Genomic DNA, 25,128 nt, shown 5'->3' on the forward strand with positions numbered 1-25,128 from the left:
AAATTTGATTAAAAAATGTCTAATCTATTTATAGTAGCAGCTCCCTCAGGATGTGGAAAAACATCTCTTGTTGAGTCATTAATTAATAATACTAAAAACTTGCGCGTCTCTATATCTCATACGACACGAAAGCCAAGAGCCGATGAAGTTAATGGAACTAATTATCACTTTGTTTCAGTTTCTGAATTTCAAAAAATGGTGAGTGATGATGCATTTATTGAGCATGCTGAGGTTTTTGAAAACCTCTATGGGACTTCTAAAAAACTAATTAATGACAATCTGAACAATCACATAGATGTCATCCTGGAAATTGACTGGCAAGGTGCTCGCCAAGTTAAGCAGAACTTACCTAGTGCAATTAGCATATTTATTTTGCCTCCTTCAAAAGAAGCATTAGAACTAAGGCTCAAGAATAGGGCTCAAGACGATGAGTTAATCATAAAAAAAAGAATGCTAGATGCAGAAAATCAAATGAGTCACTTCAACGAATTTGACTATCTAGTCATTAATGATAATTTTAATGCTGCATTAGCTGATCTAGAATCAATAATATCCTCTTCAAACAATCTATCTAAGCGAGCTCATCTGTCTTTAAAAGAGCAGTCAACAAAACACAAAAAACTACTTAAAAAATTGATATAACTAAAAAATTTGGTATAATTTAGCCCTAAATTATCATTTTAAGAAGATTTATGAGTGATTTTGCATTATCGATAAAAAATACATCTAGAGATCTAGAGGTACAAAAGTACCCTCCAATCCTAACTCCAGAACAAGAATATGAGTTGGCTATTGAACTCTATGAGAATGGAAGTTTATCCGCTGCACAAAGACTTGTTCTTGCTCATATGAGATTTGTTGCCTTTATTGCGCACAGCTATAAAGGGTATGGTCTTGAAAATGCTGATCTAATTCAAGAAGGCACAATTGGTTTAATGAAAGCAGTTAAACGCTTTAACCCTCATAAAAAAGTTAGGCTATCTTCTTTTGCTGTTTATTGGATTCGTGCAGAAATTCATGAATACATCTTTAAAAACTGGAAAATTGTTAAAGTAGCAACTACCAAAGCACAAAGAAAACTTTTCTTTAAGCTCAGAAAGGCAAAGGCAAATATTTTTCAATCTCTAACAAGTGAGCAAGCCAAAATAATTGCAGAAGATCTTGGTGTTAAAGAAAAAGATGTTATTGAAATGGAATCTAGACTTCAGCTCAACGATGTTGCTTTTGAGGTTAATGATGACGATGATACTTACACTCCAGAGCACTACATCTCAGATCCTGGTAAAAATCCTGAACAATTAGTATTAAATGATAAAAACCAAGAAGATCAGCACAATAAGCTTTATCAAGCACTTTCTTCTTTAGATGAAAGAAGTATCGATATTTTACAAGCAAGGTACTTGAAAGAAGAAAAATCGACCTTACATACATTAGCAGACAAGTATGGTGTTTCCGCTGAAAGGGTTCGTCAACTTGAAAACAAAGCTATTAAAAAGCTTAAAGAACGTCTAGAAGGCCAAGTAAACCTTTAACGACAAATTTTGTAGTTCAACACCAGGAGAGAATATGGAAATCCGTCCCTTACATGACCGTGTCATTGTGCGAAGAGTAGAAGAAAAGAAAACAACAGCAAGTGGTTTAATCATCCCTGATTCATCAACTGAAAAACCATCTAGAGGTGAGGTTGTTGCAGCTGGAAATGGCAGAATTAGTACCCAAGGAGATTTAATTCCATTGGATGTGAAGGTTGGCGATATAGTAATGTTTGGTCAATACTCAGGTGCGGAAATCACTGTAGCAGAAGAAAAGCTTCTAGTGATGAGCGAAGATGAAATTGTTGCAGTAATTGAAGAATAAAGGAGAAATATAATGTCAGCAAAAGACGTAAAATTCGGCTCAGAAGCTAGAGATTTAATGATGTCAGGTGTTAACACGCTTGCAAATGCAGTTAAAGTAACGCTTGGACCAAAAGGAAGAAATGTAGTAATTGATAAATCATTTGGCGCTCCATCAATTACTAAAGATGGTGTCTCAGTTGCTCAAGAAATTGAACTTGAAGGTAAGTTTGAAAATATGGGCGCCCAAATGGTTAAAGAAGTTGCATCAAAAACTAATGATATTGCTGGTGATGGAACTACTACAGCAACTGTATTAGCTCAGTCTTTAATTTCAGAAGGTGTTAAGTCAGTCGCAGCAGGAATGAACCCTATGGATCTTAAAAGAGGTATTGATAAGGCTACCGAAGTTGTTGTTGCAGCGTTACAAAAAGCATCTCAACCCTGTAAAGATAGCGAGGCAATTGCTCAGGTTGCAACTATTTCAGCAAATTCAGACACATCTGTTGGTGAAATTATTGCTAAGGCAATGGAAAAGGTTGGAAAAGAAGGTGTAATTACTGTTGAAGAAGGCTCAACACTTGAAAACGAACTTGATGTTGTTGAAGGAATGCAATTTGATCGTGGATATCTTTCCCCATACTTCATAAACAATCAAGAGTCTATGACTGCGGATCTAGAGCATCCATATATTTTGCTTCATGACTCTAAAATTGCAAACATTCGTGATTTACTGCCAGCACTAGAAGCAGTTCAAAAAGCTGGAAAGCCTCTTCTAATAATTGCAGAAGATATTGAAGGTGAAGCGCTTGCAACTTTAGTTGTTAATAACATGCGTGGTATTGTCAAAGTAGCTGCTGTTAAAGCACCTGGATTTGGTGATCGCCGTAAAGCTATATTAGAAGATATAGCTGTTCTTACTGGTGCTACAGTCATTTCTGAAGAAGTTGGCTTATCACTTGAAGGTGTTACTGAAGAGCATCTTGGCACTGCAAAACGTATTGAAATTGGTAAAGATAATACAACTTTGATTGATGGATCAGGAGCTAAAAAAGCTATTGTAAGCCGTGTTGGTCAAATTAAAACTCAAATAGAAGCTACTAGCTCTGATTATGATAAAGAAAAACTTCAAGAGCGCTTAGCTAAACTTTCTGGTGGTGTTGCAGTAATTAAAGTTGGTGCAGCAACAGAAGTTGAAATGAAAGAGAAAAAAGACCGTGTTGATGATGCGCTTCATGCTACACGCGCTGCAGTGGAAGAAGGTGTTGTTCCAGGCGGTGGTGTTGCTTTTGTTCGTGCTATCTCATCACTAAGCTCACTTAAGGGTGATAACAGTGACCAGGACGTTGGAATCAGCATTTGTAGACGCGCTTTAGAAGAGCCTCTTAGGCAAATCGTCTCTAATGGTGGAGGCGAAGCCTCTGTCGTTTTAAATGAAGTTTTAAAAGGTAAAGGAAACTTTGGCTATAATGCGGCATCTGAAGAATATGGAGACATGCTTAAGATGGGTATCTTAGACCCAACTAAGGTCTCTCGTGCAGCACTTCAGCATGCAGCAAGCATCTCTGGTTTAATGATAACTACTGAAGCAATGATTACTGATAAGCCTCAAGATTCTGGACCTGCAATGCCTGATATGGGCGGCATGGGTGGTGGAATGCCAGGCATGATGTAAAACTATTTGTCTTTATAAAAAAAGCCCCATTTTTTGGGGCTTTTTTTTGGTATTATGTCAGCCAATTACAACCAATACATCATATGTCTAATTACGACGCGTCATCAATAGAAGTACTAACTGGCCTGGAGCCAGTCAAAAAACGCCCAGGAATGTATACTGATACTGAAAGTCCAAATCACCTAGCTCAAGAAGTAGTTGATAACAGTGTTGATGAAGCTGTCTCTGGCTATGCAACTCAAATAAACGTAACTCTTCATAAAGATAATTCTATGTCTGTTGAAGACAATGGCAGAGGAATACCTGTAGATATTCATCCAAAGGAAGGGACACCTGCTGTTGAGGTTATCCTTACAAAACTTCATGCTGGCGGCAAGTTCTCAAATGATTCTTATCAATTCTCTGGTGGACTTCATGGAGTAGGAATTTCTGTAGTGAATGCCCTATCGAGTTCAATTGAAATCTGGATAAAAAGAGATTCAAAACAATACTATATGCAATTTGAATCAGGCGCTAAATCAAAAGATTTAGAAGAAATAGCAGAAGTTGGTAAGCGTAATACTGGAACTTTAATAAAATTCTCACCAAATCCTCAATATTTTGATACTGTAAAGTTTTCAATTAAAAACTTAAGGCATAATCTTCGCTCTAAAGCGGTTCTTTGTCCCGGGCTTGAAGTTAACTTTGTAAATGAAATTGATGAAACAACAGATAAATGGCTCTTTGAAGATGGTATTAAAGACTACCTTCAAGCTTCTCTAGATGGGTTAGATTGCATTCCTGCAATACCTTTTGTAATCTCTAGTAAAACGAAAGAGGAGCAACTTGATTGTGCATTAACTTGGACTGAAAATACTACAAATACTACGGCTGAAAGCTTTGTAAACTTGATTCCTACAATTGGCGGAGGAACTCACGTTAATGGACTCCGATCTGGATTAACAGATGCGTTAAAAGAGTTTTGTGAGTTCAGAAGCCTTATACCAAAAAATATTAAATTAACACCTGATGATGTTTGGCAAAATATTGCCTTTGTATTGTCAATTAAAATTCTTGATCCGCAGTTTTCAGGCCAGACAAAGGAAAGACTATCTTCACGTGAGTGCGCCTCTTTTGTTTCAGGAGTAGTTAAAGACTCATTTAGTTTATGGCTAAATCAGCATACTGATATAGCTGAAAAAATTGCTGAACTAGCAATCCTTAATGCTCAAATCAGATTAAAAACTGCTAAGAAAGTTATACGCAAAAAAATCGTAAGCGGTCCAGCGCTTCCTGGAAAGCTATCTGACTGTACCAGTGTTGATCTCGATCAAACTGAAGTTTTTTTAGTTGAAGGAGACTCTGCTGGAGGCTCAGCAAAACAGGCTAGAGACAAAGAGTATCAAGCCATATTACCACTTAGAGGTAAAATTCTTAATACATGGGAAGTTGACTCTTCTCAAGTTCTTGCCTCAAATGAAATTCATGATATAAGTGTTGCAATTGGCTTAGAGCCTGATAATAGTGATCTGTCTGGGCTTCGATATGGAAAGGTTTGTATCTTAGCTGATGCTGATTCAGATGGACTTCATATTGCTACCCTTATTTGCGCTTTATTTGTTAAGCACTTCCCTAAGCTAGTTAAAGAAGGTCATGTCTATGTGGCAATGCCGCCTCTATATAGGATTGATGCAGGAAAGCAGGTATTCTACGCCCTAGATGATAAAGAGAAAGATGCATTTGAATCCAAACTTGCAAAGGAAAATAGTCGTCAAAAAATTCAAGTTCAAAGATTTAAAGGATTAGGTGAGATGAATCCAAAGCAGCTTAGAGAAACAACCATGCAGCCAGATACTAGAAGATTAATTCAGTTGACTCTTAATCACCCACTTCAGGTTGCAGAAACTATGGATATGCTGCTTTCTAAAAAAAGAGCTTCAGACCGTAAATCTTGGTTAGAGACCAAAGGTAATCTGGCAAATGTCTAAAGCGATTGTTTTGCTATCTGGCGGCTTAGACTCAACAACCGTACTTGCAATTGCAAAAGCTCATAATTTTGAATGTTATGCGCTAAGTTTTGATTATGGCCAAAAGCAACGCTCTGAGCTAGAATCTGCAAAAACTATTGCCATGCAATCTAAAGTGGTAGAGCATCGGATTATGAAAATCTCCCTTGCTGATATTGGGGGCTCTGCTTTAACAGATGATAAAATAGACGTCCCTAAGTACTCTGAAAGTGATGAAATCCCTGTCACTTATGTTCCAGCTCGAAATACTATTTTCTTATCATTTGCACTAGCATGGGCTGAAGTAATTGACTGTCAAAAAATTTATATTGGTGTTAATGCTCTTGATTATTCTGGCTATCCTGATTGCAGGCCTGAATTTATTAAAGCATTTGAAGATATGGCAAATCTGGCAACAAAGCAATCTGTTGAAGGTGAAAAAATTGAAATTAAAACGCCTTTAATTAGTATGACCAAAGCAGAGATCATCCAAAAAGGATTAAGTCTTGGTGTCAACTACTCGCAAACTATTAGCTGTTATCTAGCCAACTCAAATGGAGAGGCTTGTGGCGAGTGTGATGCATGCGTACTTAGGATAAATGGCTTTAACAATGCTAACATTAAGGATCCAACTTTTTATCAATAAATATTTAAAATTTAGCGCTATTTAAATGTTTTTTGAAGATAAAATATAAACTTTTAAACAATTTAAGGATTTAACTCAAAATGAGTATTGAAGATAGAGTACGTAAAGTTGTAAGTGAGCAGTTAGATGTTAGTGGTGAAATTGACAATAATGCTTCATTTATCGATGATTTAGGGGCTGATTCATTAGATACTGTAGAACTTGTAATGTCTCTTGAAGAAGAGTTTGATTGTGAAATTGCAGACGAAGAAGCAGAAAATATTACTACTATTCAACAAGCAATAGACTATATTAACGCAAATACTTAATAAACTTCAATAAATCAAATAAGGCGTTTACTTTAAAAAGTAATTCGCCTTTTTTTACGCAACATTTATCTCTCAAATTAAATAACTTATATAAATTTACTTTCTTAACTTTAAAAGAAAATCTACTATGAATAAAAGAAGAGTTGTAATTACTGGATTAGGTATTGTAAGCCCAGTAGGTAATAATGTTAATGATGCTTGGGCTAATATTATTAATGGAGTTTCTGGTATAGCGCCAATAACAAATATTGATACTGAGATTCAAGCTGTTAAATTTGGAGGCGCTGTTAAACAGTTAGATGTATCTCAATACTTAAGCCCTAAAGAGGCTAAGAAAATGGATATATTTATTCATTATGGTATGGCTGCCGGAATACAAGCTTTTGAAGATAGTGGTGTTGAAGTAACAGACGAAAATGCTGAGAGAATTGGAGTTGCAATTGGTGCTGGCATTGGTGGACTAACTACAATTGAAAAAACAGCAGATCTTTTTAGAGAAAAAGGGCCCAAGAGAATTTCTCCATTCTTTGTGCCCTCTTCCATTATCAACATGGTCTCTGGGAACATGTCTATCAAATTTGGCCTTAAAGGTCCAAATTTTGCAATAGTAACAGCGTGTACAACGGGAACTCATAATATTGGGGATGCCTCAAGAATAATTGAATATGGTGATGCTGACGTTATGATTGCTGGAGGAACTGAAATGTCAACAACTAACTGTGGCCTTGGGGGTTTTGCTGCAGCTCGAGCACTTTCCACTAGAAATGATGATCCAGAAACTGCTTCAAGACCTTGGGACGTTGATAGAGATGGGTTTGTTCTTGGTGATGGTGCAGGCGTTGTCGTTCTTGAGGAATATGAACACGCTAAAAAGCGTGGGGCACACATTTATGGTGAACTTACAGGTTACGGTATGAGCAGTGATGCATACCATATGACGCTTCCATCAGAAGGCGGCGAAGGTGCTGCAAGATGCATGAGAAATGCTATGAATAATGCCGGAATTAATCCAAATCAACTAGATTATATTAATGCTCATGGAACGTCGACTCCAGCTGGTGATGCCGCTGAAACAGAGGCCGCTAAATTAGCTTTAGGTGCGCACTCAAAAAATATTGTTATGAGCTCAACTAAATCAATGACTGGTCATCTTTTGGGCGCTGCAGGAGGTGTTGAGGCAGTATTTACAACTCTTGCAATTAGAGATCAAGTAGCACCTCCCACAATAAATATATTTAATCAGGATCCAGAATGTGATCTTGACTATGCCGCGAATGAAGCAAGAGAAATGAAGATTAATCATGCAATTTCAAACTCTTTTGGGTTTGGCGGTACCAATGGCTCACTTGTTATATCTAAGACACCTTAAAAAGAACTCTAGTCCTCTAGTATTATTTCTGAAGTGTCGGCTGAATCTGAATCTGAAAATAGTGATTTAATATCTGGGAATAACTTATAAATTCTTATTGCCCCATTAGTTACACTATTTAAAGCCTCTTTCTTAAGAATAATTAATTGCCAACTAGTGTCATTAGATTCATATTTGAAAGCGCCGCCAATAACAGCTAAAGCAAGAATTGCACCTAACAAATACTTAATCATCAGTTTTTTCCACCAGTGAAAACAAATAAATCATATTTTACCAAGTTTATATCTCTTAAATTGAAATTCCAGAAGACTTTAAGAGGCCTTCCATTTTAGGCTTGCCACCACGAAATTTGATGTATTGCCCCATAAAGTCAAGACTACCGCCTACTTCAAGAATAAATCTTCGGAAATCATCAGCAGGTTTAGACTCAATTCCACCATTATCTTTAACAAATTCATAAGCATCTGCAGCCAACACTTCAGCCCATTTATAGCTGAAGTAGCCAGCTGCATATCCACCACTAAAAATATGGGAAAAAGAATTAAGGAATCTATTCTCATCAATGACTGGAACTAAAGCAGTTTTCTCTCTCACGCAATCTAGAACTTTATATGTGTCCAAGTTCGAAATATGAGTATTTATATCCCATAGCGAAAATTCACACTGCCTAAGCATCTGCAGTCCTGATTGAAAGTTTTTAGAGTCAATCACTTTATTGAATAATTCATCAGGTAATTTTTCACCCGTTTCCCAGTGACCCGAAATTAAATCAATTACACCTCTTTCATAACAAAAATTTTCCATATATTGACTAGGGAGCTCAACGCCATCCCATGGAACGCCGCTAATTCCAGCTGCACATGGAAAAGTAACTTTAGTTAATAAATGATGAAGTGCGTGACCAAACTCATGAAAAATAGTCACAATCTCATCAAAATCAAACAACGCCGGCTTACCATCTTTAGGTGAGTTTAAATTACAAACAACAAACGCAACTGGCAAGGAGTCTTTATATAATCCTTGGAAATCCGACATCCAAGCCCCACCTCGTTTATTTTCTCTTGCATAAACGTCAAAATATATTTTTCCAATTGGCCCATCTTCATCCTCTAACACTATTACTCTAACATCAGGATGATAGCAATCCTCTTCCACCTCAGTAAGCGTTACACTATAAAGATTTTGAATCGTTTCAAATAAACCGCTAATAACACTACTCTCTGGAAAATAGGGCTTTAGATCAGCACTCTTAAAGTTAAACACTTTTTGCTTTAATTTCTCTGAGTAGAACATTAAGTCCCATGGCATTAAATCATGTCCAGCAAAAGCCTTTAGATCTTTTAATTCAGTCGTTGCTTGAAAGTGAGATAGATCTACTAACTTCTCTAGAAAATCTATGACTGATTCAGGTGAGTCTACCATTTTAGATTGAACCGAGTATTCTGCATAGTTTGATAAGCCCAGAAGGATAGACATTTCTGAGCGTAATTTTAAGATCTCATCCATAACCTTGCGGTTATCAAATTTAACTGGAGTAATTCCAACATCAGACGCTCTTGAAATATATGCTCTATAAACTTCCTCTCTTAAGCCTCTATTCTCAGCGTAAGTCATAAGATCAATGTAGACTGGTATTTGAAGACTTACAACGTACTCATCCCCCTCTCTAACCTTGGAAAGCTCTGCCTCACTATATCCATTCAAATCATCAATAGAGACTGACTTTTTCCAGGAGTTGGTTGCTTGTAAAACATTTTTAGAAAACTGATTACTTAAAACGCTTAATCTTTCTTGAATCTCTTTAAATCTTTTAGAGTCACTCCCCTTAAGGGCAACGCCTGAAAGCTCAAAACCCTTAATTGAGTCTTTAACAATGTGCTTTTGTTGATCATTAAGGCTTGTATTCTTAACTCTTTTAAATGCCTCATACAAGTCTTCATTAGCACCAAGATCACTATAGTAGTTAGAGATTATTGGTAAGGTTTTTTCGTAGTCCTTGTTAAACTTTTCAGAAAACATAACTGCATTAAGATGAGAGTTAACACTCATCTCTTTGCCAATAAGATGTTCATTATTATCAAGCACACCCACCACACTCTCCCAATCATTGCCTTTACTTGCAAGTACCGATTGCTTAATACCATCTTTTACAACCTGGGAAATATTAAGAACGATATCTTTTGGCTTAAAGTCTGGAGTTTGATTGCTATTCATAATAGGGCTAATTTAAAAAAAGTTAATGAATTTTAATATATTTAGATGACTTTATAGAACTTGCTGAAAATATTAATTTTTAAGCTTTAATTACTAAAAAAACTAAATATCTTTTCGGCCTTTAATTATTACTTCATAGCCTTTTTCTTCTGGCTCATCATCAATCATTTCAGCTGGAAAGCCATCGCCCAATACTTCAACATTGGCCCTTTCTTCAAGCCTCCTAATGATGTTTGGAGAAAGCTCACGTGGCCCGTATCTCTTCTCACCATCTTTAAAAATCTCAACAATTAAAGGGGCAATTTCTAAATCCAGCCCTTTTCTCTGAGCAAGCTCATTAAAAATTCCAATATCCTTAGAAACCAAATCCATTGTAAAGCTTATATCTCTGCTACCATTAAGAATAACCTGAGATTCAGTTTCATGGACAAATGAAGTTCCAGAAGATGCTTTGATCGCCTCATAAGTTACGTTCATATCCATTCCAAGCATCTTCATTGTTGTTAGCGCTTCTGCTATCGAAGCAAGGTTAACCGTAGCTAAGTAATTGGTCATAACTTTTAGAGTTGAGGCAGTTCCTAGCTCGCCAGTATGAAGCACTCGTCTACCCATGGTAGTTAGTATTGGCAAAGCTCTTTCAAAAGCCTCTCTTGAGCATCCAGCAAAGATTGAAATATTACCTGTATCAGCCCTATGGCAGCCACCTGAAACAGGGCAATCAATTGGTAATGCGCCAATTGCTTCAACTAAAGCACCAATTCTTCGAATCTCAGCCTCATCTGTAGTGCTCATCTCAAGCCAAATTTTCCCTTTGCTTAATCCCGATAAGATCCCATCAGAAGATTCCATAACTTCAGAGCAGGCTTTTGGAGACGGTAAACAAGTAATAACCACATCACATTTCTTTGCCATTTCTTGCGGCGAGCCAACACTCTTTGCTCCTCTTTCAATAAACTCATTAACAAGAGAAGAGTTAAGATCATGAACTGTAAGGTCAAAACCATTTCTTAAAATACTGCCTGCAAGTTTGCCACCTGCATTCCCTAAACCAATAAAACCTACTTTCATCTAAATCTCCAAAAAACTACAATTTTTTAATCGTCATCAACATAGTAAGGTTTTGTATCCATCGAAAGATGGAGCTTTTTTCCTTTATAAGGTGAATTCGCTTCAATAACTTTAAGGTTAAGATCTATCCCTAATCCTGGTTTATCTGAAGGAATAATATTTCCTTTACTCCAATCAAGAGGCTGCATCAGTACATCTGAGTGAAAGCCATCCCAAGTTCCAATACTTTCCATAATTAGGAAGTTTGGTGTTGCAGTAGCGAGCTGTATACTAGCTGCAGCTCCTACTGGGCCATTATAAATATGCGGGGCAATCTGAGCATAAAAAACTTCAGAAAGGCTCGCAATTTTCTTGGCCTCTAAAATACCGCCAACTCGCCCTAAATTCATTTGAATTATTGACGCAGAGTTATTTTTTAAAATATCAAAAAACTCATACTTTGTTGTTAAGCGCTCTCCAGTAGCAACTGGAATACTTGTCTTACTTGCAACTTCTGCCATGGCACTTGACTGGCCCGGAGGAACAGGCTCTTCAAACCACAAAGGGTCAAACTTTTCAAGCCTCTTAGCTAGCCGCACAGCTGAAGCGGGAGTTAACTGTCCATGAGTTCCAATAAGAAGGTCACAGTTATCTCCAACAGCCTCTCTTACTTTTTGGCAATAATTTTCGCAGTGCTTTAAGCGGCTCAGTGATATTTGATGTCCAGAGAATATTGAATAAGGGCCAGCTGGATCAAACTTAACTGCACTAAAGCCCTGCTCCATAAAATTTATAGCAGACTCAGCGCCTAAGTCTGGATCATCATAATTAAGCACTCCATTTTTGTCTTTTGGGTATAGATATGTATATGACCTTAGCTTGTCATGAACCTTGCCCCCTATAAGCTCATATATTGGCTTATTTGCAGCTTTTCCAATAATATCCCAACAAGACATCTCTAGCCCACTTAATACCCCCATCATTGTCAAATCAGGCCTTTGAGTAAAGCCACTTGAAAAACACTCTCTGAAAAAGCGCTCAATATGATGTGGGTCATGTCCCTTTAGGTATCGCTCAAAGACATCTTCAGTTGCCTTAACAACAACTTCAGGATGAAAGGAGGCCGAATATATCTCTCCAATCCCAACGATGCCACACTTAGTTTCAATAGAAAGGAAGATCCAATACATTCCACCAATATGAGGCTTTGGGGTGCCAACTATATAAGTATTTAATTTTACGACTTCCATGCCATATTTTTAGTAATTTATATTGATGTAATTTTTATACGGGTTTATAAGAATAAGCAAGTTATTTTGTTTACGAAAAATTATTTACTTTACGACGCCCTATTAGGTCGCCCTGATCGTTGGGTTTTCTGCCAATCTGAATCAATCCAGACATCGGCTTCAGAGGCTTTGAGTGGCTTATTTCCTAATACGATATCCGCCATTTTTTCAGCTAACATAATTGTTGGTCCATTAAGATTTCCATTTGGAATTGTTGGAAATATAGAAGAATCAATTACTCTTAACTTTTCAATACCATTTACTTTACCTTGATTATCAACAACGGTCATAGGGTCACTTAAGTCACCCATTTTGCAAGAACAAGATGGGTGGTAAGCGCTTTCAACATTTGCCCTAACCCAAGAATCTATTTGATCATCACTACTTACCTCTAATCCTGGGCTTGCTTCACCCGCATTATATTCATCCAGTGCAGGCTGACTTAAAACCTCACGAGTCAATCGAATACAATCACGCCAATCTTGTCTATCTTGCTCGCTCTCCAAATAGTTAAATAGGATTGTTGGCTTAGCTTGCGGGTCTGAGCTATTAATCTTAATGCTGCCCCGACTGCTAACTTTATTGACGCCTGCATGAACTTGATACCCATGACCCTTCATTGCTGCGTTTCCATCATATCGCATTGCAGCTGGGAGAAAATGATACTGAATATTAGGCCACTCAAGGCCTGCACGAGAACGAATAAAACCACAAGACTCAAAATGATTTGTTGCGCCCAGCCCTGACTTAGATAGAATCCAGCGCACACCAATAAGACCCTTACTAAATAAGTTTAATTTACTGTTAAGTGTAATTGGCTTTTTACAATGATATTGAAAATATACCTCAAGATGGTCTTGAAGATTCTCGCCAACACCCGGCAATTCATGTTGCAGCTCAACTCCAGCATCTTTTAGAACATTTTTTGGACCAATCCCAGATAACTGAAGTAGCTGAGGTGAGCCAATTGACCCAGCACAAAGTATCACCTCTGTATTCGCATTCAATATTTTAGTTTGACCATTAATTAAATACTCAACTCCAGTTGCAACTTTATTCTTTAGAATTACTCGCTGAACAAGCACTCCAGTTAGTATTGTAAGGTTTGATCTATTTTTAGCTGGCTTAATATAGGCATTTGATGTAGAAGAGCGAACACCACTTCCAACGGTCATGTGCATTGGACCAAAGCCCTCCTGTTGCTGACCATTATAATCCGCAGTTTCAGGATAACCAGCCTCCACTCCAGCATTAATAAAGGCTCGATAAAGAGGATTTAATTTCATGTTATTACCATTTGAAGTCACAACAGGACCACTACCTCCACGGTAGTTATCTTCCCCCAAATGCCATTTTTCAGAGCGCTTAAAATATGGCAGACAATTTTTGTACGACCAACCCTCTGCCCCTTGCTCCTCCCATTGGTCAAAATCACGCGCATGGCCCCGCACATAAACCATTCCATTTATGGAGGAAGAACCTCCCATCACTTTGCCTCTAGGACAATGCATTTTTCGATTATCAAGAAAAGGCTCTGGCTGAGTATGAAATTGCCATGCATACTTATCAGTATTCATAGGGTATGACAGTGCAGTTGGCATTTGAATCATTATGTTTTTATCACTACCTCCATTTTCTAGAAGTAACACTCTATTTTCACCTGACTCAGTCAAACGATTTGCCAAAACGCAGCCCGCCGAACCGGCACCTACCACAATATAATCGAACTCATTACTCATATATTTCTTAGCCTATATTAATAAGGACTCTCAACGTCATCCAACCGAACAAAAATACTTTTAATTTGTGTATAGCTCTTCAAAGTTTCGGGGCCATTTTCACGGCCTATTCCAGACTCTTTATAGCCTCCAACTGGCATTTCAGCAGGAGAATCTCCCCAACTATTAATCCAGCAAATTCCTGCCTCTAATTGATTAATAACTCGGTGCGCCCGATTAATGTTTTGCGTAAAAATGCCAGCCGCTAAACCAAACTTGGTATCGTTTGCCCTGCCAATTACTTCTACCTCATCATCAAAGCGCAGAATGGACATTACTGGCCCAAAAATTTCATCAGTGACGTGCTCAGAATCGTCTTTACAATCTGCAAAAATTGTTGGCTCTACAAAAAACCCATTTTCTGTTTCTTTGGATTTATGACGATTTCCACCAAGAACAAGTCGAGCGCCTGATTTTTTAGCTTTATCAATATAATCCATAACCTTATCAAGATGCTTTGAGCTTATTAAAGCGCCCATCTGAGTATCTAAATCCATTGGATCACCTAGTTTTATTTTTTTACTTCTCTGACAGACTTTTTCTATAAATTTATCGTAAATACCAGATTGCACAAACACCCTTGTTCCATTGGTGCAAACCTCACCTTGAGTATAAAAGTTTGCAAGAAGCGCTCCAGAGATTGCATTATCAATATCAGCGTCATTAAAAATAATTAATGGCGACTTACCTCCAAGTTCCAAAGTTACCTCTTTAAGGCTTCCAGCTGCATCTGCCATTATCTTCTTTCCCGTTCCACTTTCTCCAGTAAAAGAAATTTTAGCAACTCTTGGATGTCGAGTTAAGTACTGGCCTACGCGATAGTCACCTTGGACGACATTAAATACTCCTGGAGGCACCCCTGCTTCTGTATATATTTCAGCAAGCTTTAAAGCGCTAAGTGGAGTTTCTTCAGAAGGTTTAAATACCATTGAATTCCCAGCAGCCAAACAAGCAGCAGATTTCCAGCAAGCAATTTGAATAGGATAGTTCCAAGCACCAATACCAGCACAAACCCCTAAAGGCTCTCTTTTTGAAATGTAAAAGGTACTCGAGTTTAAATCTTGCTGAGCGCCCTGCAAACCCGGGGCAATGCCCGCATAATATTCAATTACATCTGCGCCAGAATGGATATCAACACAATTAGCTTCCTGTAATGGCTTGCCGCAATCAGCAACCTCTAATGCAGCAAGCTCATTGTTTCTTTCACGCAAAATAGAAACTGCTTTTAATAAGATTCGGCCTCTTTCAACTGCCGTCATCTTACTCCACACAGCAAAACCCTTCTCAGCTGATTTAATAGCTGCCTCAACATCACCTTCGCTAGCCTGATCTATAAGAGCTATAACTTGCCCATTTGCAGGGTTAATAGACTCAAAAGTTTCACCAGAATTAGATTTTAAATAGGCGCCATGAATATATAAATGTTCTCTCATAAAAGTAAATAAGTATCAAATTTTAAAAAACAATGATACATTCTATGAACTCATTGTAAGTAAATTAATTAATTAATCAAAATATTAAGGCATTACAATGTTTTGAAGCTGATCGTTAAGCAGCTGAAGAAGAGCTGATTTTTGGTCATCGTCAAATCGACTAATGGGACCTGAGACTACAATAGCGCCAACAAATTTATTACTATTAGAAATGACAGGTACGGCGAGTGCAAAGAGCGCAGCATTGTGTTCATTTATTGACAAGTAATAGCCTTTATCACGAATATCTTTATAAAAACCCTGTTTATCATTTTTACGCTTACCAAAAGCTAAGATAATTCGACCAGAGGCGCCACGATTGAGCTCTAAACGAGAACCCTGCTCAATGTTATGTCTGATCTCATCTCTTGAGTGTGCTCTATACAAGCATATACGCATATTATCTTCTTCAACAAAGAAAGATGCAGTTTCATCAGATATATCTCTGATCCTATCAACTATAGGACGTATCTGCTCAAGATGATTACTTTGCGTATATATAGCGCTTAAATAAAGAGCCTGAGTTCCCACAACGTACTTCTTATTCTTAAGTCTTGAAACGTAGCCATAATCTTCAAGCGTACTTAGAATTCGATATGCAGTGGAGACATTAAAATTTAACTGATCACAGATCTCCTTTATTGAGAATTGAGATTTATCCAATGAAAACATTGACAAGATTTGTAAGCACTTTTCGATTGCGTTGTAACTTTTATCAATAGACCTAGGTTTCATTTTATTTCATATTATGAAAAAATTATATTATATAGTGAAATTATTTGATCATATTATCTTTTAATTGGTATTATTCAAATATAAGTAAATAGTAGCTATTTCAGAAGCTTGAGTAGATAAAAGTAATATAAACACAACCAAATTAAAAGGAGATACTAATGAATAGAGAAGAGCAAATTAAAGCCCTAGAAAAAGATTGGAAAGAAAACCCTCGATGGTCGAACGTAAAGCGTACTTATTCTGCAGAAGATGTTGTTAGACTCCGTGGATCTGTTCAACCAGAATGCACTTATGCCAGAAGAGGCGCTGAAAAGCTATGGGATCTTGTTAATGGTTCAGCTAAGAAAGGCTATGTAAACTCTATGGGCGCTATTACTGCAGGACAGGCTATGCAGCAGGCTAAAGCTGGAATTGAAGCAGTCTACCTTTCAGGCTGGCAAGTTGCTGCAGATGGAAATACATCTGAAACAATGTATCCAGATCAATCACTCTATGCATATGACTCTGTCCCTACTATGGTTAGACGAATTAACAACACCTTTAAAAGAGCGGATGAGATTCAATGGGCTCAAGGAATTAATCCTGGTGATGATAAATTTATTGATTTCTTTTTGCCAATTGTGGCAGATGCAGAAGCTGGATTTGGAGGTGTATTAAATTCATTTGAATTAATGAAAAATATGATTACTAGTGGTGCTGCTGGTGCTCACTTTGAAGATCAATTGGCTGCAGTTAAAAAATGTGGTCACATGGGTGGTAAAGTTTTAGTTCCAACTCAAGAGGCAGTTCAAAAATTAATATCTGCTCGCCTAGCTTCAGATGTTATGGGCGTCCCTGCACTCCTTCTTGCAAGAACTGATGCAGAGGCTGCTAACCTTCTAACTTCAGATGTTGATCCTTATGATGCTCCATTTGTTACCGGGAAAAGAACTGCTGAAGGATTTTATATCGTTAAAAATGGATTAGAGCAGTCAATATCAAGAGGAGTAGCTTATGCCCCTTATGCCGACCTAGTTTGGTGTGAAACTGGAAAACCAGATCTTGGCTTTGCGCGTGAATTTGCTGATGCTGTTTTAGCTGAAAACCCTAATCAGTTGCTTGCATACAATTGTTCGCCATCATTTAACTGGAAAAAGAATCTAAGTGACAGTCAAATTGCATCTTTCCAAGAAGATATTTCAGCGATGGGATATAAGTATCAATTTATCACTTTGGCTGGAATCCATAACATGTGGTATAACATGTTTGACCTTGCATATGATTACGCAAAAGGTGAAGGCATGAAGCATTATGTGAATAAGGTCCAAGAGCCTGAGTTTGATGCTGCTAAGAAAGGTTATACTTTTGCATCTCATCAGCAAGAAGTTGGTGCAGGATATTTTGATGACGTTACAACTGTAATACAGGGTGGCGAGTCATCGGTTACTGCATTAAAAGGTTCAACTGAAGAAGAGCAGTTTAGCTAAGTTTTAAGCTGCTATGTATCAAGCCTTCTTGATTAAAGAAGACTTTTAACTGGTAACTATTTATTATGCTTAGTAACTCATCTCAAAAGCTCTCTTTATCAATTGCTAAAAAGATTTTAATTGGCTTTGAGTATCATTACCAAAATATTAAGAGTTCTTCTATAGAGGCAAAAAGGTGCTTTGAGGAGAGAGAATGGCAAAAAATAGAAGACGATTCAAAATTAAGACTTAATTTCTATGATGAACAAGTTGATTACTTTTGTAAAAAACTATCTTTAGAGTTAAAAAAACAAACTCTCTATGGCGCAAAGGCTGAATTCAATGAATCACCTAGTATGGAGAAGTTTAACTCTGAATTCTGGAAAAATACAAAGCATGTCTACATTGAACTAATAACAGAACACAAGCAGCCTGAGCTAGCTGAAACCTTCTATAACTCGGTATTTTGTAGGATCTTTTCAAGAAGTTTTTATAATAACCAGTTTATTTTTACAAGGCCATGTGTGTCACTGAACTATATTGACATGGATGAACCAGTAATTGACAGCTACTTTGTTGAAGACGGTCAGTTGAGCGAAGCCTTTACATCTATTCTTGATAGCTACAATTTTAAATGTGAGTTTGGTAATCTCACTCAAGACATCCAAAGATTAAAAGAGCAGCTTTATAGCCAGATGCCGCGACTAGACTCTGAAGTTTTCGAGATTCAAGTCATTAGTACCCCTTTTATCAGAGGAAAATGCGCCTACATTGTAGGCAAAATTGTCTCTCAGCTCCACTCAGATAGGCCGCTCCTTATTGCTCTATTAAATGATGAAAAGAAAGGTTTATACGTCGACAGCCTTCTCACTGAAGTTGGAGGAATATCCATTGTTTTTAGCTTTTCAAGATCGTACTTTTTTATTACAACAGACTACCCCTCTGCAATTGTTGAATATTTAAAAGAGATTTTGCCAGGAAAAACTAGGGCAGTTCTATACAGCGCAATTGGGCTTCATAAGCAAGGCAAAACTTTGTTATACCGACATTTTCTCAAGTACTCAAAAATTACTAGTGAAAAGTTAATAATTGCACCCGGTATCAAGGGCATGGTGATGTCTGTCTTTACTTTTCCAATGTACCCCTATGTATTCAAAATTATCAACGACCGCTTTGCACCTCCTAAAATGGGCACCAAAGAGATGGTTAAGGATAGATACTACTTTGTTAAAAACCACGTAAGAATAGGGAGATTAGCAGATACATGGGAGTTTTCAAATGTTGCCTTTCCGTTAAAAGATATCGATGATGCATTATTAGAAGAGTTGAAGAGAAAAGCAGGCTCAAATATTGAAATTGAGGGGGACCTGTTAATCATTAAACATATGTACATTGAAAATAAAATGACGCCACTCAATATGTATCTTGAAACTGCTACTAAAGAACAGCAAACAAACATAATTAATGATTATGGAAAAGCGATAGATGAGCTAATTAACTCAAATATTTTTCCAGGCGACATGCTTACAAAAAACTTTGGAGTAACTCGCCAAAATAGAGTCGTCTTTTATGACTATGACGAAATTACCTTAATGAGCACGCCCGTCTTTAAAAAGATTCCTGAATCCAAGACATACGAGCAAGAGCTTGCCTCTGAGCCCTGGTATTACGTTGGTCAGAATGACGTCTTTCCAGAAGAATTTAGATATTTCATGCTTCCAAATCCATATATGAAAGAAGTATTTAATAGAAATTATAAAAAACTTCTCGATGCAAATTACTGGATTTCAATACAAGAAAAAATTAAGAACAACGGAGTCATGGATTATTATCCATATGGATCAGAAAAACGTATGAGTGAAATATATGGAGAAACGAATGACTCCATCGACATGTGATATTTCGGATATGCTTCACCCTAATGTCCAGTATTTAGAGCCCGTATATAAAAGTTATGGATTAAAAAAATCATTTTCAGGTCGCATTGTTACTGTTAAGTGCTTTGAGGACAACTCCCTAGTTGAGCAGGCTTTAAATACTCATGGCAAGGGATCTGTATTAGTGATCGATGCAGGTGGCTCTATGAACTGTGCAATGCTAGGCGATAAAAGGGTATCTGATGCAATCAGGAATGGCTGGGAAGGAATTATTATCTATGGATTGATCAGGGATTCAGTAGCCATAAATTTAATGCCAATTGGCATAAGAGCTCTTGGCGTTTGCCCATTAAAAAGTGTTAAAAAAGGAATTGGAAAAAGAAATATAAATGTCTCTTTTTCAAATGTAAAATTTAATCCAAATGAATATATTTATGCCGATGAAGACGGCGTAATAGTTACTGAAAATAAGGCCAATTAATGAGCAGTGATAGTCAAATAATTAATAAGATTCGAGTAGATAATACTTTTTTTAGCTTCATTGAAGAAGAGGTTTGTGATGGATTAGATATTTCAGCCAAAGACTTCTTTAAATCCCTCTCTCAAATTTTAAATGAGCTACAGGAAAAGAACACGTCCCTTCTTGAAAAGAGAGACTTATTGCAATCTAAAATTGACCAATGGCATGCTGAAAATAAAAGAATTGATCTTCAGAGCTATAAGAAATTTTTAGAGGGCATTGAATATATCACTCCAATGCCTGATAAATTCTCTATTGATGTTGAGGAAGTAGATGATGAAATATCTCAAATTGCCGGCCCTCAGCTCGTTGTTCCTATTACAAATCAGCGCTTTGTTCTTAATGCGGTGAACGCTCGCTGGGGAAGTTTATTTGACTCCCTTTATGGTACGAATGTAATTCCAAACAAAGGCAGTATGAGCACCTCTTTTGCACACAACCTTCAGCGAGTTAATCTTACTGCAGAACTTGCCTGTGACTTTCTTGATGAAATTGTGCCTCTTAAAGGCGCTTCTTATAGACAGATTACCTCTCAAGTTAAATACTCTGGCGCTTTAATATTTAACCTAAATGATGGTGAATTGGCAACCTTAATTAATCCAGAGAAATATATAGGATTAACTGACGATGGGCATATATTACTTAAGAATAATAACCTTCACCTAGAAGTGGTTTGTGACAAAGAAAGAAGTTTACATAAGAGCGGTATTTTTGATGTCATTCTTGAGTCTGCAATAACAACTATTGTAGATTTTGAAGACTCAGCATCAACAGTTTCTAATGCGGAAAAAATTCACGCATATCGTAACTACTTAGGCCTCATGAAGCGTGAACTCAGCACCACGTTTACTAAGGGTGGTGAAACCATTACTCGCTCATTAAATGAAGATAAAGTTTGTACTGATATACATGGAGAGAAATTTAGCTTAGCTGGAACAAGCTTGACGCTCGTTCGTCATGTTGGCATTCATATGACGACAGGAATTGTTAGTAATCTTGATGACTCACCAATTCCTGAGGGAATACTAGACGCAATGGTGACTTCACTTATTGCGCTTCATGATATTAAAATTAAAGCGAATTCAAAAAAAGGAAGCATCTATATTGTTAAGCCTAAATTACATGGCCCTGAAGAAGTAAAATTTACAATGGAGTTATTTGGGCTTGTTGAAAAAGCCTTATCTCTAAAAACTAATACGCTCAAAATAGGCGTAATGGATGAAGAAAGAAGAACGACTCTTAACCTTAAGTCTTGTATTCATGAGGCTAAAAGCCGTATTATTTTTATAAATACAGGCTTTTTAGATCGCACAGGTGATGAAATTCATACGTCTATGATGGCTGGTGCAATGCGATGTAAAGACCTCATTAAGGAAGAAGCTTGGTATTCAGCCTATGAGCCAAACAATGTAAGCACTGGTCTTGATTGTGGACTATTTAAAAAAGCTCAAATTGGAAAAGGAATGTGGGCTCAGCCAGATCAAATGCGTCAAATGCTTGATAACAAAATGGTTCATTTAGAGGCAGGTGCAAGCTGTTCATGGGTTCCATCCCCAACCGCAGCCACTTTGCATGCAACGCATTATCATCGCTTTGATGTTTTTAAGAAGCAAAAAGAGCTACTAGCAAACCAACAACACCCAAACCAAGATGACTTGCTTGTAATTCCTTTCTTGAGGATTGAAGAGCAGATGCCTAAAGAGAAAATTATCAATGAAATAAACAACAATGCCCAAAGTATATTGGGTTATGTTGTTAAGTGGATTAACCAAGGAATTGGTTGCTCTAAGGTCCAAGATATTAATCATGTTGGGCTTATGGAAGACCGCGCAACCCTTAGGATATCCTCGCAACATATGGCTAACTGGCTTCACCATGGAATGTGCTCAAAAGAAGAGGTAAATAAAGCATTTAAAGAAATGGCTGTTATCGTTGATGATCAAAATAAGTATGATCCAAGCTATCTCCCACTTGCACCAAATTACGACAGTTTTGCCTACAAAGCATCAATAGCTCTGGCTTTTGAAGGAATGAGTCAGCCTAATGGCTATACGGAAGCAATTTTAATAAAATACAGACGTAAGTTTCTTGAGGCTAATTAGTCATCAAATTCTTTGCTATGTTTTCTTAATTTATCTATAAGAGAGATAATTTTTTTATCACCTCTTAAGGACTCATGAATATAGTCAAAGTATTCGAACTCATTGTCTTTAAATTGCCTTGAAATATTTGGGTAATACCACTGCTTATCAAGCGCATCAATAATAAACTCTCTATTGACCCATAATGACTCGTCTGCAGATGCGAAGACCTTATCGATAATGTGTTCTGCCTTTAAACAACTAAAGATAATATCTACATCTTTCCAAAGCTCAATAGGGAACTTATCATAGTGCTCTTCATCTATATTAAATGTATTAATTCCATCTAATATTTCCTCTTTACTTGTTCCAATGAATTCACCATCATGGCACTCAATTTTATTATCTTGCATTGATGGACTCCTGTGTATTATTTGTAATCATTATGCAATTTAGCCTCTAAAAGCGTTATCTGACAGAAGATAGTCAAGCTCTTCCATAGTACTCATTCGCCCAAATATTTCATTTCTATGAGGAAAACGACCAAACTTTTTAACAATATCTCTATGATGTTTAGAAAACTCTAAGTTAAAGTTATATTTTTGAAATAAATACACTTGTAGATTTTGATGGTCTATATTCTCACTATGCATAAGGGGCATAAAAAGAAAAAGCAATTTTTCATCACTTAGCTCTTCATCGTAGCCATTATTAATTGCATTTAAGGCAACCTCAACAGCCATATCTTCGGATTTAAAGCTTTTTGCCTGACCTCTAAACATGTTCAAAGGAAACTGGTCTAGAATGATTATTAAGGCTACTGAACCTTCAGCAGTGTCACGCCAATCCACAAACCCACCAGAAGATATACTCTCCCATAGATTTTCATAGCGCTGCTTGATTTCATTGTCTACTTCAGGGGTTGATGAAAACCAATGTCGTTTACTTTTTTCTGAGAACCAATATTGATGAATATCGGATGGGGTTATCGCTTTTTCGCTCATAGTACTAAAAATAATTCCTTCAGAGCGGGGTAATATACCACCCTGAAGGATTAATAGTTAATACTTAGCGATGAGGTGATTTTTCACCAAAGTCTTTATATTTTTCTAGATGTCTAACTGGCTTACTTAGTGCGTCTTTTCTGAACGGATCACCCAACTCTCTAGAGCACATAATTTCTATGATTGTTGTTTTTCTCTCGTTCATCTGCATATCAATCGCTTTTTTAAGTGCAGGGCCAACGTCTTCAAGTTTGTCAACACGAATACCCTCAGCGCCCATTGATTCTGCAATATTAACAAAATGCTGGTCCGTAAGTTCAGCTGCTATAAAGCGTCTGTCATAAAAATCTACTTGGTTTTTCTTTTCAGCGCCCCAATGACGATTATGAAATACAACAGCTGTAACAGGAATATCATGACGAACACAGGTCATTGTTTCAACCATACTCATTGCCCAAGCACCATCTCCCGCATAAGAAACTGCAGGCCTATGCTGGGCAGCTGCCTTAGCACCAATGATTGTTGGAAAGGCGTAACCACAGTTTCCAAAACTCATTGCTGCAAAAAAGCTTCGAGGCTTTTCAAAACGCAGATAGCTATTAGCAACCGAGTTAATATTACCAATATCAGTCGACACCATAACGTCTTCAGGCATTGCTTTTTCAAGTTCACGAAGTACTTGTCTAGGATGGAGCCACCCTTCTTCTTTATCTGCAAGCATGTCCATGCTATATGAATCAGTCTCATGAATCCACTCATCAAGCTCTAACTCCCAAGAAGCTTTTTCGTCTGCAATAATTGAAGCTCTATCGACTTTAGAAGAATCACAACTAAGTGTTTCAGATGCCAATTTTTGACAAAGAATACTTGCGACTGCTTTAGCGTCACCACAAATACCAACATTAATTGGCTTGACCAATCCAAGCATTTTGTGATCTGCATCAATTTGAATAATTTGAGCGTCTTTAGGCCAGTAATCCATTCCATGTTGAGGCAGTGTTCCAAAAGGACCTAAACGCGTACCTAATGCAATAACTACATCTGCTTTAGCTATTAGCTTCATTGCAGCTTTTGAGCCTTGATATCCCAGAGGACCACACCAAAGATCATGACTTGCAGGAAACGAATCATTATGAAGGTAGCTATTTACTACTGGCGCTCCTAAACGTTCAGCCAAAGCTGCACATTCATCAACACCATCGGCCATAACTACGCCGCCGCCAGAAACAATAACTGGAAACTTAGCTTTACCAATTAATGCAACAGCTTCATTTAAACTATCTTCACCACCTGAACCTCTATCTACACGACGTGGAGTGGGAATAGTAAATTCACCTTCTGCATAAAAATAATCTCTAGGAATATTTAACTGAGTTGGGGCCATCTCACTCATCGCTCTATCAAAACAGCGACCAGTAAATTCTGCCATTCTCATTGGGTTAACAACATGGCCTTGATATTTAGTAAATTCTTGAAACATTGGCAGCTGATTTGCTTCTTGAAATCCACCTAAGCCCATCCCCATTGTTCCAGCTTCAGGCGTAACAATTACAACAGGGCTGTGCGCCCAATATGCTGCTGCAATTGCTGTAACGCAATTAGAAATACCGGGGCCATTTTGACCAATGACCACTCCATGTCTTCCACTTACTCTTGAATATCCATCTGCCATATGTGCAGCGCCTTGCTCGTGGACAACAGGTATAAATCTAATACCAGCTGGCTCGAAGATATCCATTGCATCCATAAATGCAGAGCCCATAATACCAAAGATATCGGTTACATCATTTGCGACCATTGTTTCAACAAAAGCCTCACTCGAAGTCATTTTTGCCATTTTGTAGTTCT

General features: G+C 37.4%; 22 protein-coding genes. 12 read left to right on the forward strand and 10 right to left on the reverse strand.

Annotated elements, in window-relative coordinates:
* Nucleotides 1-15 precede the first annotated feature (15 nt).
* The 8 genes from gmk to fabF all read left to right on the forward strand — a co-directional run bounded on the left by gmk (nucleotide 16) and on the right by fabF (nucleotide 7,818).
* A complete protein-coding gene (gene gmk / locus ABXT49_RS04875; RefSeq protein ID WP_416650808.1) occupies nucleotides 16-642 on the forward strand; it encodes a guanylate kinase in 627 nt (208 codons plus the stop codon).
* A gap of 50 nt (nucleotides 643-692) precedes the next feature.
* Nucleotides 693-1,532, forward strand: a complete 840-nt coding sequence (gene rpoH / locus ABXT49_RS04880; RefSeq protein WP_416650810.1) for an RNA polymerase sigma factor RpoH — start codon at nucleotides 693-695, stop codon at nucleotides 1,530-1,532.
* Nucleotides 1,533-1,566: 34 nt separating this feature from the next.
* On the forward strand, nucleotides 1,567-1,857 hold the full coding sequence (locus ABXT49_RS04885; RefSeq protein WP_416650812.1) for a co-chaperone GroES: 291 nt from the start codon (nucleotides 1,567-1,569) through the stop codon (nucleotides 1,855-1,857).
* Between the two features lie 12 nt (nucleotides 1,858-1,869).
* Nucleotides 1,870-3,510 (forward strand): chaperonin GroEL, encoded by a 1,641-nt coding sequence (gene groL / locus ABXT49_RS04890; RefSeq protein WP_416650814.1) that lies wholly within the window; start codon nucleotides 1,870-1,872, stop codon nucleotides 3,508-3,510.
* Nucleotides 3,511-3,593: 83 nt separating this feature from the next.
* Nucleotides 3,594-5,477 carry a DNA topoisomerase IV subunit B gene (gene parE, locus ABXT49_RS04895; RefSeq protein WP_416650816.1) on the forward strand — a complete coding sequence of 628 codons (1,884 nt, stop codon included), beginning with the start codon at nucleotides 3,594-3,596 and terminating at the stop codon, nucleotides 5,475-5,477.
* Entirely contained in the window at nucleotides 5,470-6,141 is a 672-nt protein-coding gene (queC, locus tag ABXT49_RS04900) for a 7-cyano-7-deazaguanine synthase QueC (RefSeq protein ID WP_416650818.1), read from the forward strand. Before parE ends, queC begins: the two co-directional genes overlap by 8 nt.
* Nucleotides 6,142-6,221: 80 nt before the next feature.
* Nucleotides 6,222-6,449: an acyl carrier protein gene (gene acpP / locus ABXT49_RS04905; protein WP_020024381.1), complete on the forward strand. Its 228-nt coding sequence runs from the start codon at nucleotides 6,222-6,224 to the stop codon at nucleotides 6,447-6,449.
* Nucleotides 6,450-6,576: 127 nt separating this feature from the next.
* The gene (gene fabF, locus ABXT49_RS04910) at nucleotides 6,577-7,818 is read left to right on the forward strand and encodes a beta-ketoacyl-ACP synthase II (RefSeq protein ID WP_416650820.1); all 1,242 of its coding nucleotides are present in this window, start codon (nucleotides 6,577-6,579) and stop codon (nucleotides 7,816-7,818) included.
* An 8-nt stretch (nucleotides 7,819-7,826) separates the two neighbouring features.
* On the opposite strand, the gene ABXT49_RS04915 is transcribed toward fabF, so the two are convergent.
* From ABXT49_RS04915 to ABXT49_RS04945, 7 genes are all read right to left on the reverse strand, one after another.
* Nucleotides 7,827-8,051: a hypothetical protein gene (locus tag ABXT49_RS04915; protein ID WP_416650822.1), complete on the reverse strand. Its 225-nt coding sequence runs from the start codon at nucleotides 8,049-8,051 to the stop codon at nucleotides 7,827-7,829.
* Between the two features lie 55 nt (nucleotides 8,052-8,106).
* Nucleotides 8,107-10,032: a M3 family metallopeptidase gene (locus ABXT49_RS04920; RefSeq protein ID WP_416650824.1), complete on the reverse strand. Its 1,926-nt coding sequence runs from the start codon at nucleotides 10,030-10,032 to the stop codon at nucleotides 8,107-8,109.
* A gap of 102 nt (nucleotides 10,033-10,134) precedes the next feature.
* Nucleotides 10,135-11,100: an NAD(P)-dependent oxidoreductase gene (locus ABXT49_RS04925; protein ID WP_416650826.1), complete on the reverse strand. Its 966-nt coding sequence runs from the start codon at nucleotides 11,098-11,100 to the stop codon at nucleotides 10,135-10,137.
* 26 nt (nucleotides 11,101-11,126) lie between these two features.
* Nucleotides 11,127-12,329, reverse strand: coding sequence for a mandelate racemase/muconate lactonizing enzyme family protein (locus ABXT49_RS04930; protein WP_416650828.1), 1,203 nt, complete (start codon nucleotides 12,327-12,329; stop codon nucleotides 11,127-11,129).
* An 89-nt stretch (nucleotides 12,330-12,418) separates the two neighbouring features.
* Nucleotides 12,419-14,107, reverse strand: a complete 1,689-nt coding sequence (gene betA / locus ABXT49_RS04935) for a choline dehydrogenase (RefSeq protein WP_416650830.1) — start codon at nucleotides 14,105-14,107, stop codon at nucleotides 12,419-12,421.
* 17 nt (nucleotides 14,108-14,124) lie between these two features.
* On the reverse strand, nucleotides 14,125-15,579 hold the full coding sequence (betB, locus tag ABXT49_RS04940; protein ID WP_416650832.1) for a betaine-aldehyde dehydrogenase: 1,455 nt from the start codon (nucleotides 15,577-15,579) through the stop codon (nucleotides 14,125-14,127).
* Between the two features lie 84 nt (nucleotides 15,580-15,663).
* Nucleotides 15,664-16,353, reverse strand: a complete 690-nt coding sequence (locus tag ABXT49_RS04945; RefSeq protein WP_416650834.1) for an IclR family transcriptional regulator — start codon at nucleotides 16,351-16,353, stop codon at nucleotides 15,664-15,666.
* 158 nt (nucleotides 16,354-16,511) lie between these two features.
* Here ABXT49_RS04945 and aceA point away from each other — a divergent pair, with 158 nt between their 5' ends.
* The 4 genes from aceA (at nucleotide 16,512) to ABXT49_RS04965 (ending at nucleotide 22,297) form a co-directional block, all read left to right on the forward strand.
* Nucleotides 16,512-17,819, forward strand: a complete 1,308-nt coding sequence (gene aceA / locus ABXT49_RS04950) for an isocitrate lyase (RefSeq protein WP_416650836.1) — start codon at nucleotides 16,512-16,514, stop codon at nucleotides 17,817-17,819.
* Between the two features lie 65 nt (nucleotides 17,820-17,884).
* Complete coding sequence (gene aceK, locus ABXT49_RS04955) at nucleotides 17,885-19,696, forward strand: bifunctional isocitrate dehydrogenase kinase/phosphatase (protein ID WP_416650838.1); 1,812 nt, start codon at nucleotides 17,885-17,887, stop codon at nucleotides 19,694-19,696.
* Nucleotides 19,677-20,156, forward strand: coding sequence for a ribonuclease E activity regulator RraA (rraA, locus tag ABXT49_RS04960; RefSeq protein ID WP_416650840.1), 480 nt, complete (start codon nucleotides 19,677-19,679; stop codon nucleotides 20,154-20,156). Before aceK ends, rraA begins: the two co-directional genes overlap by 20 nt.
* Entirely contained in the window at nucleotides 20,156-22,297 is a 2,142-nt protein-coding gene (locus ABXT49_RS04965; protein WP_416650842.1) for a malate synthase G, read from the forward strand. Before rraA ends, ABXT49_RS04965 begins: the two co-directional genes overlap by 1 nt.
* On the opposite strand, the gene ABXT49_RS04970 is transcribed toward ABXT49_RS04965, so the two are convergent.
* From ABXT49_RS04970 to xsc, 3 genes are all read right to left on the reverse strand, one after another.
* The gene (locus ABXT49_RS04970) at nucleotides 22,294-22,689 is read right to left on the reverse strand and encodes a hypothetical protein (protein WP_416650844.1); all 396 of its coding nucleotides are present in this window, start codon (nucleotides 22,687-22,689) and stop codon (nucleotides 22,294-22,296) included. The genes ABXT49_RS04965 and ABXT49_RS04970 overlap by 4 nt on opposite strands.
* A 39-nt stretch (nucleotides 22,690-22,728) precedes the next feature.
* Nucleotides 22,729-23,280, reverse strand: a complete 552-nt coding sequence (locus ABXT49_RS04975) for a DUF924 family protein (RefSeq protein ID WP_416650846.1) — start codon at nucleotides 23,278-23,280, stop codon at nucleotides 22,729-22,731.
* A 64-nt stretch (nucleotides 23,281-23,344) separates the two neighbouring features.
* Nucleotides 23,345-25,117: a sulfoacetaldehyde acetyltransferase gene (xsc, locus tag ABXT49_RS04980; RefSeq protein ID WP_416650848.1), complete on the reverse strand. Its 1,773-nt coding sequence runs from the start codon at nucleotides 25,115-25,117 to the stop codon at nucleotides 23,345-23,347.
* Nucleotides 25,118-25,128: the final 11 nt, after the last annotated feature.

The organism is Candidatus Pseudothioglobus sp. Uisw_086, assembly GCF_048085745.1.
Taxonomy (GTDB): Bacteria; Pseudomonadota; Gammaproteobacteria; order PS1; family Pseudothioglobaceae; genus Pseudothioglobus.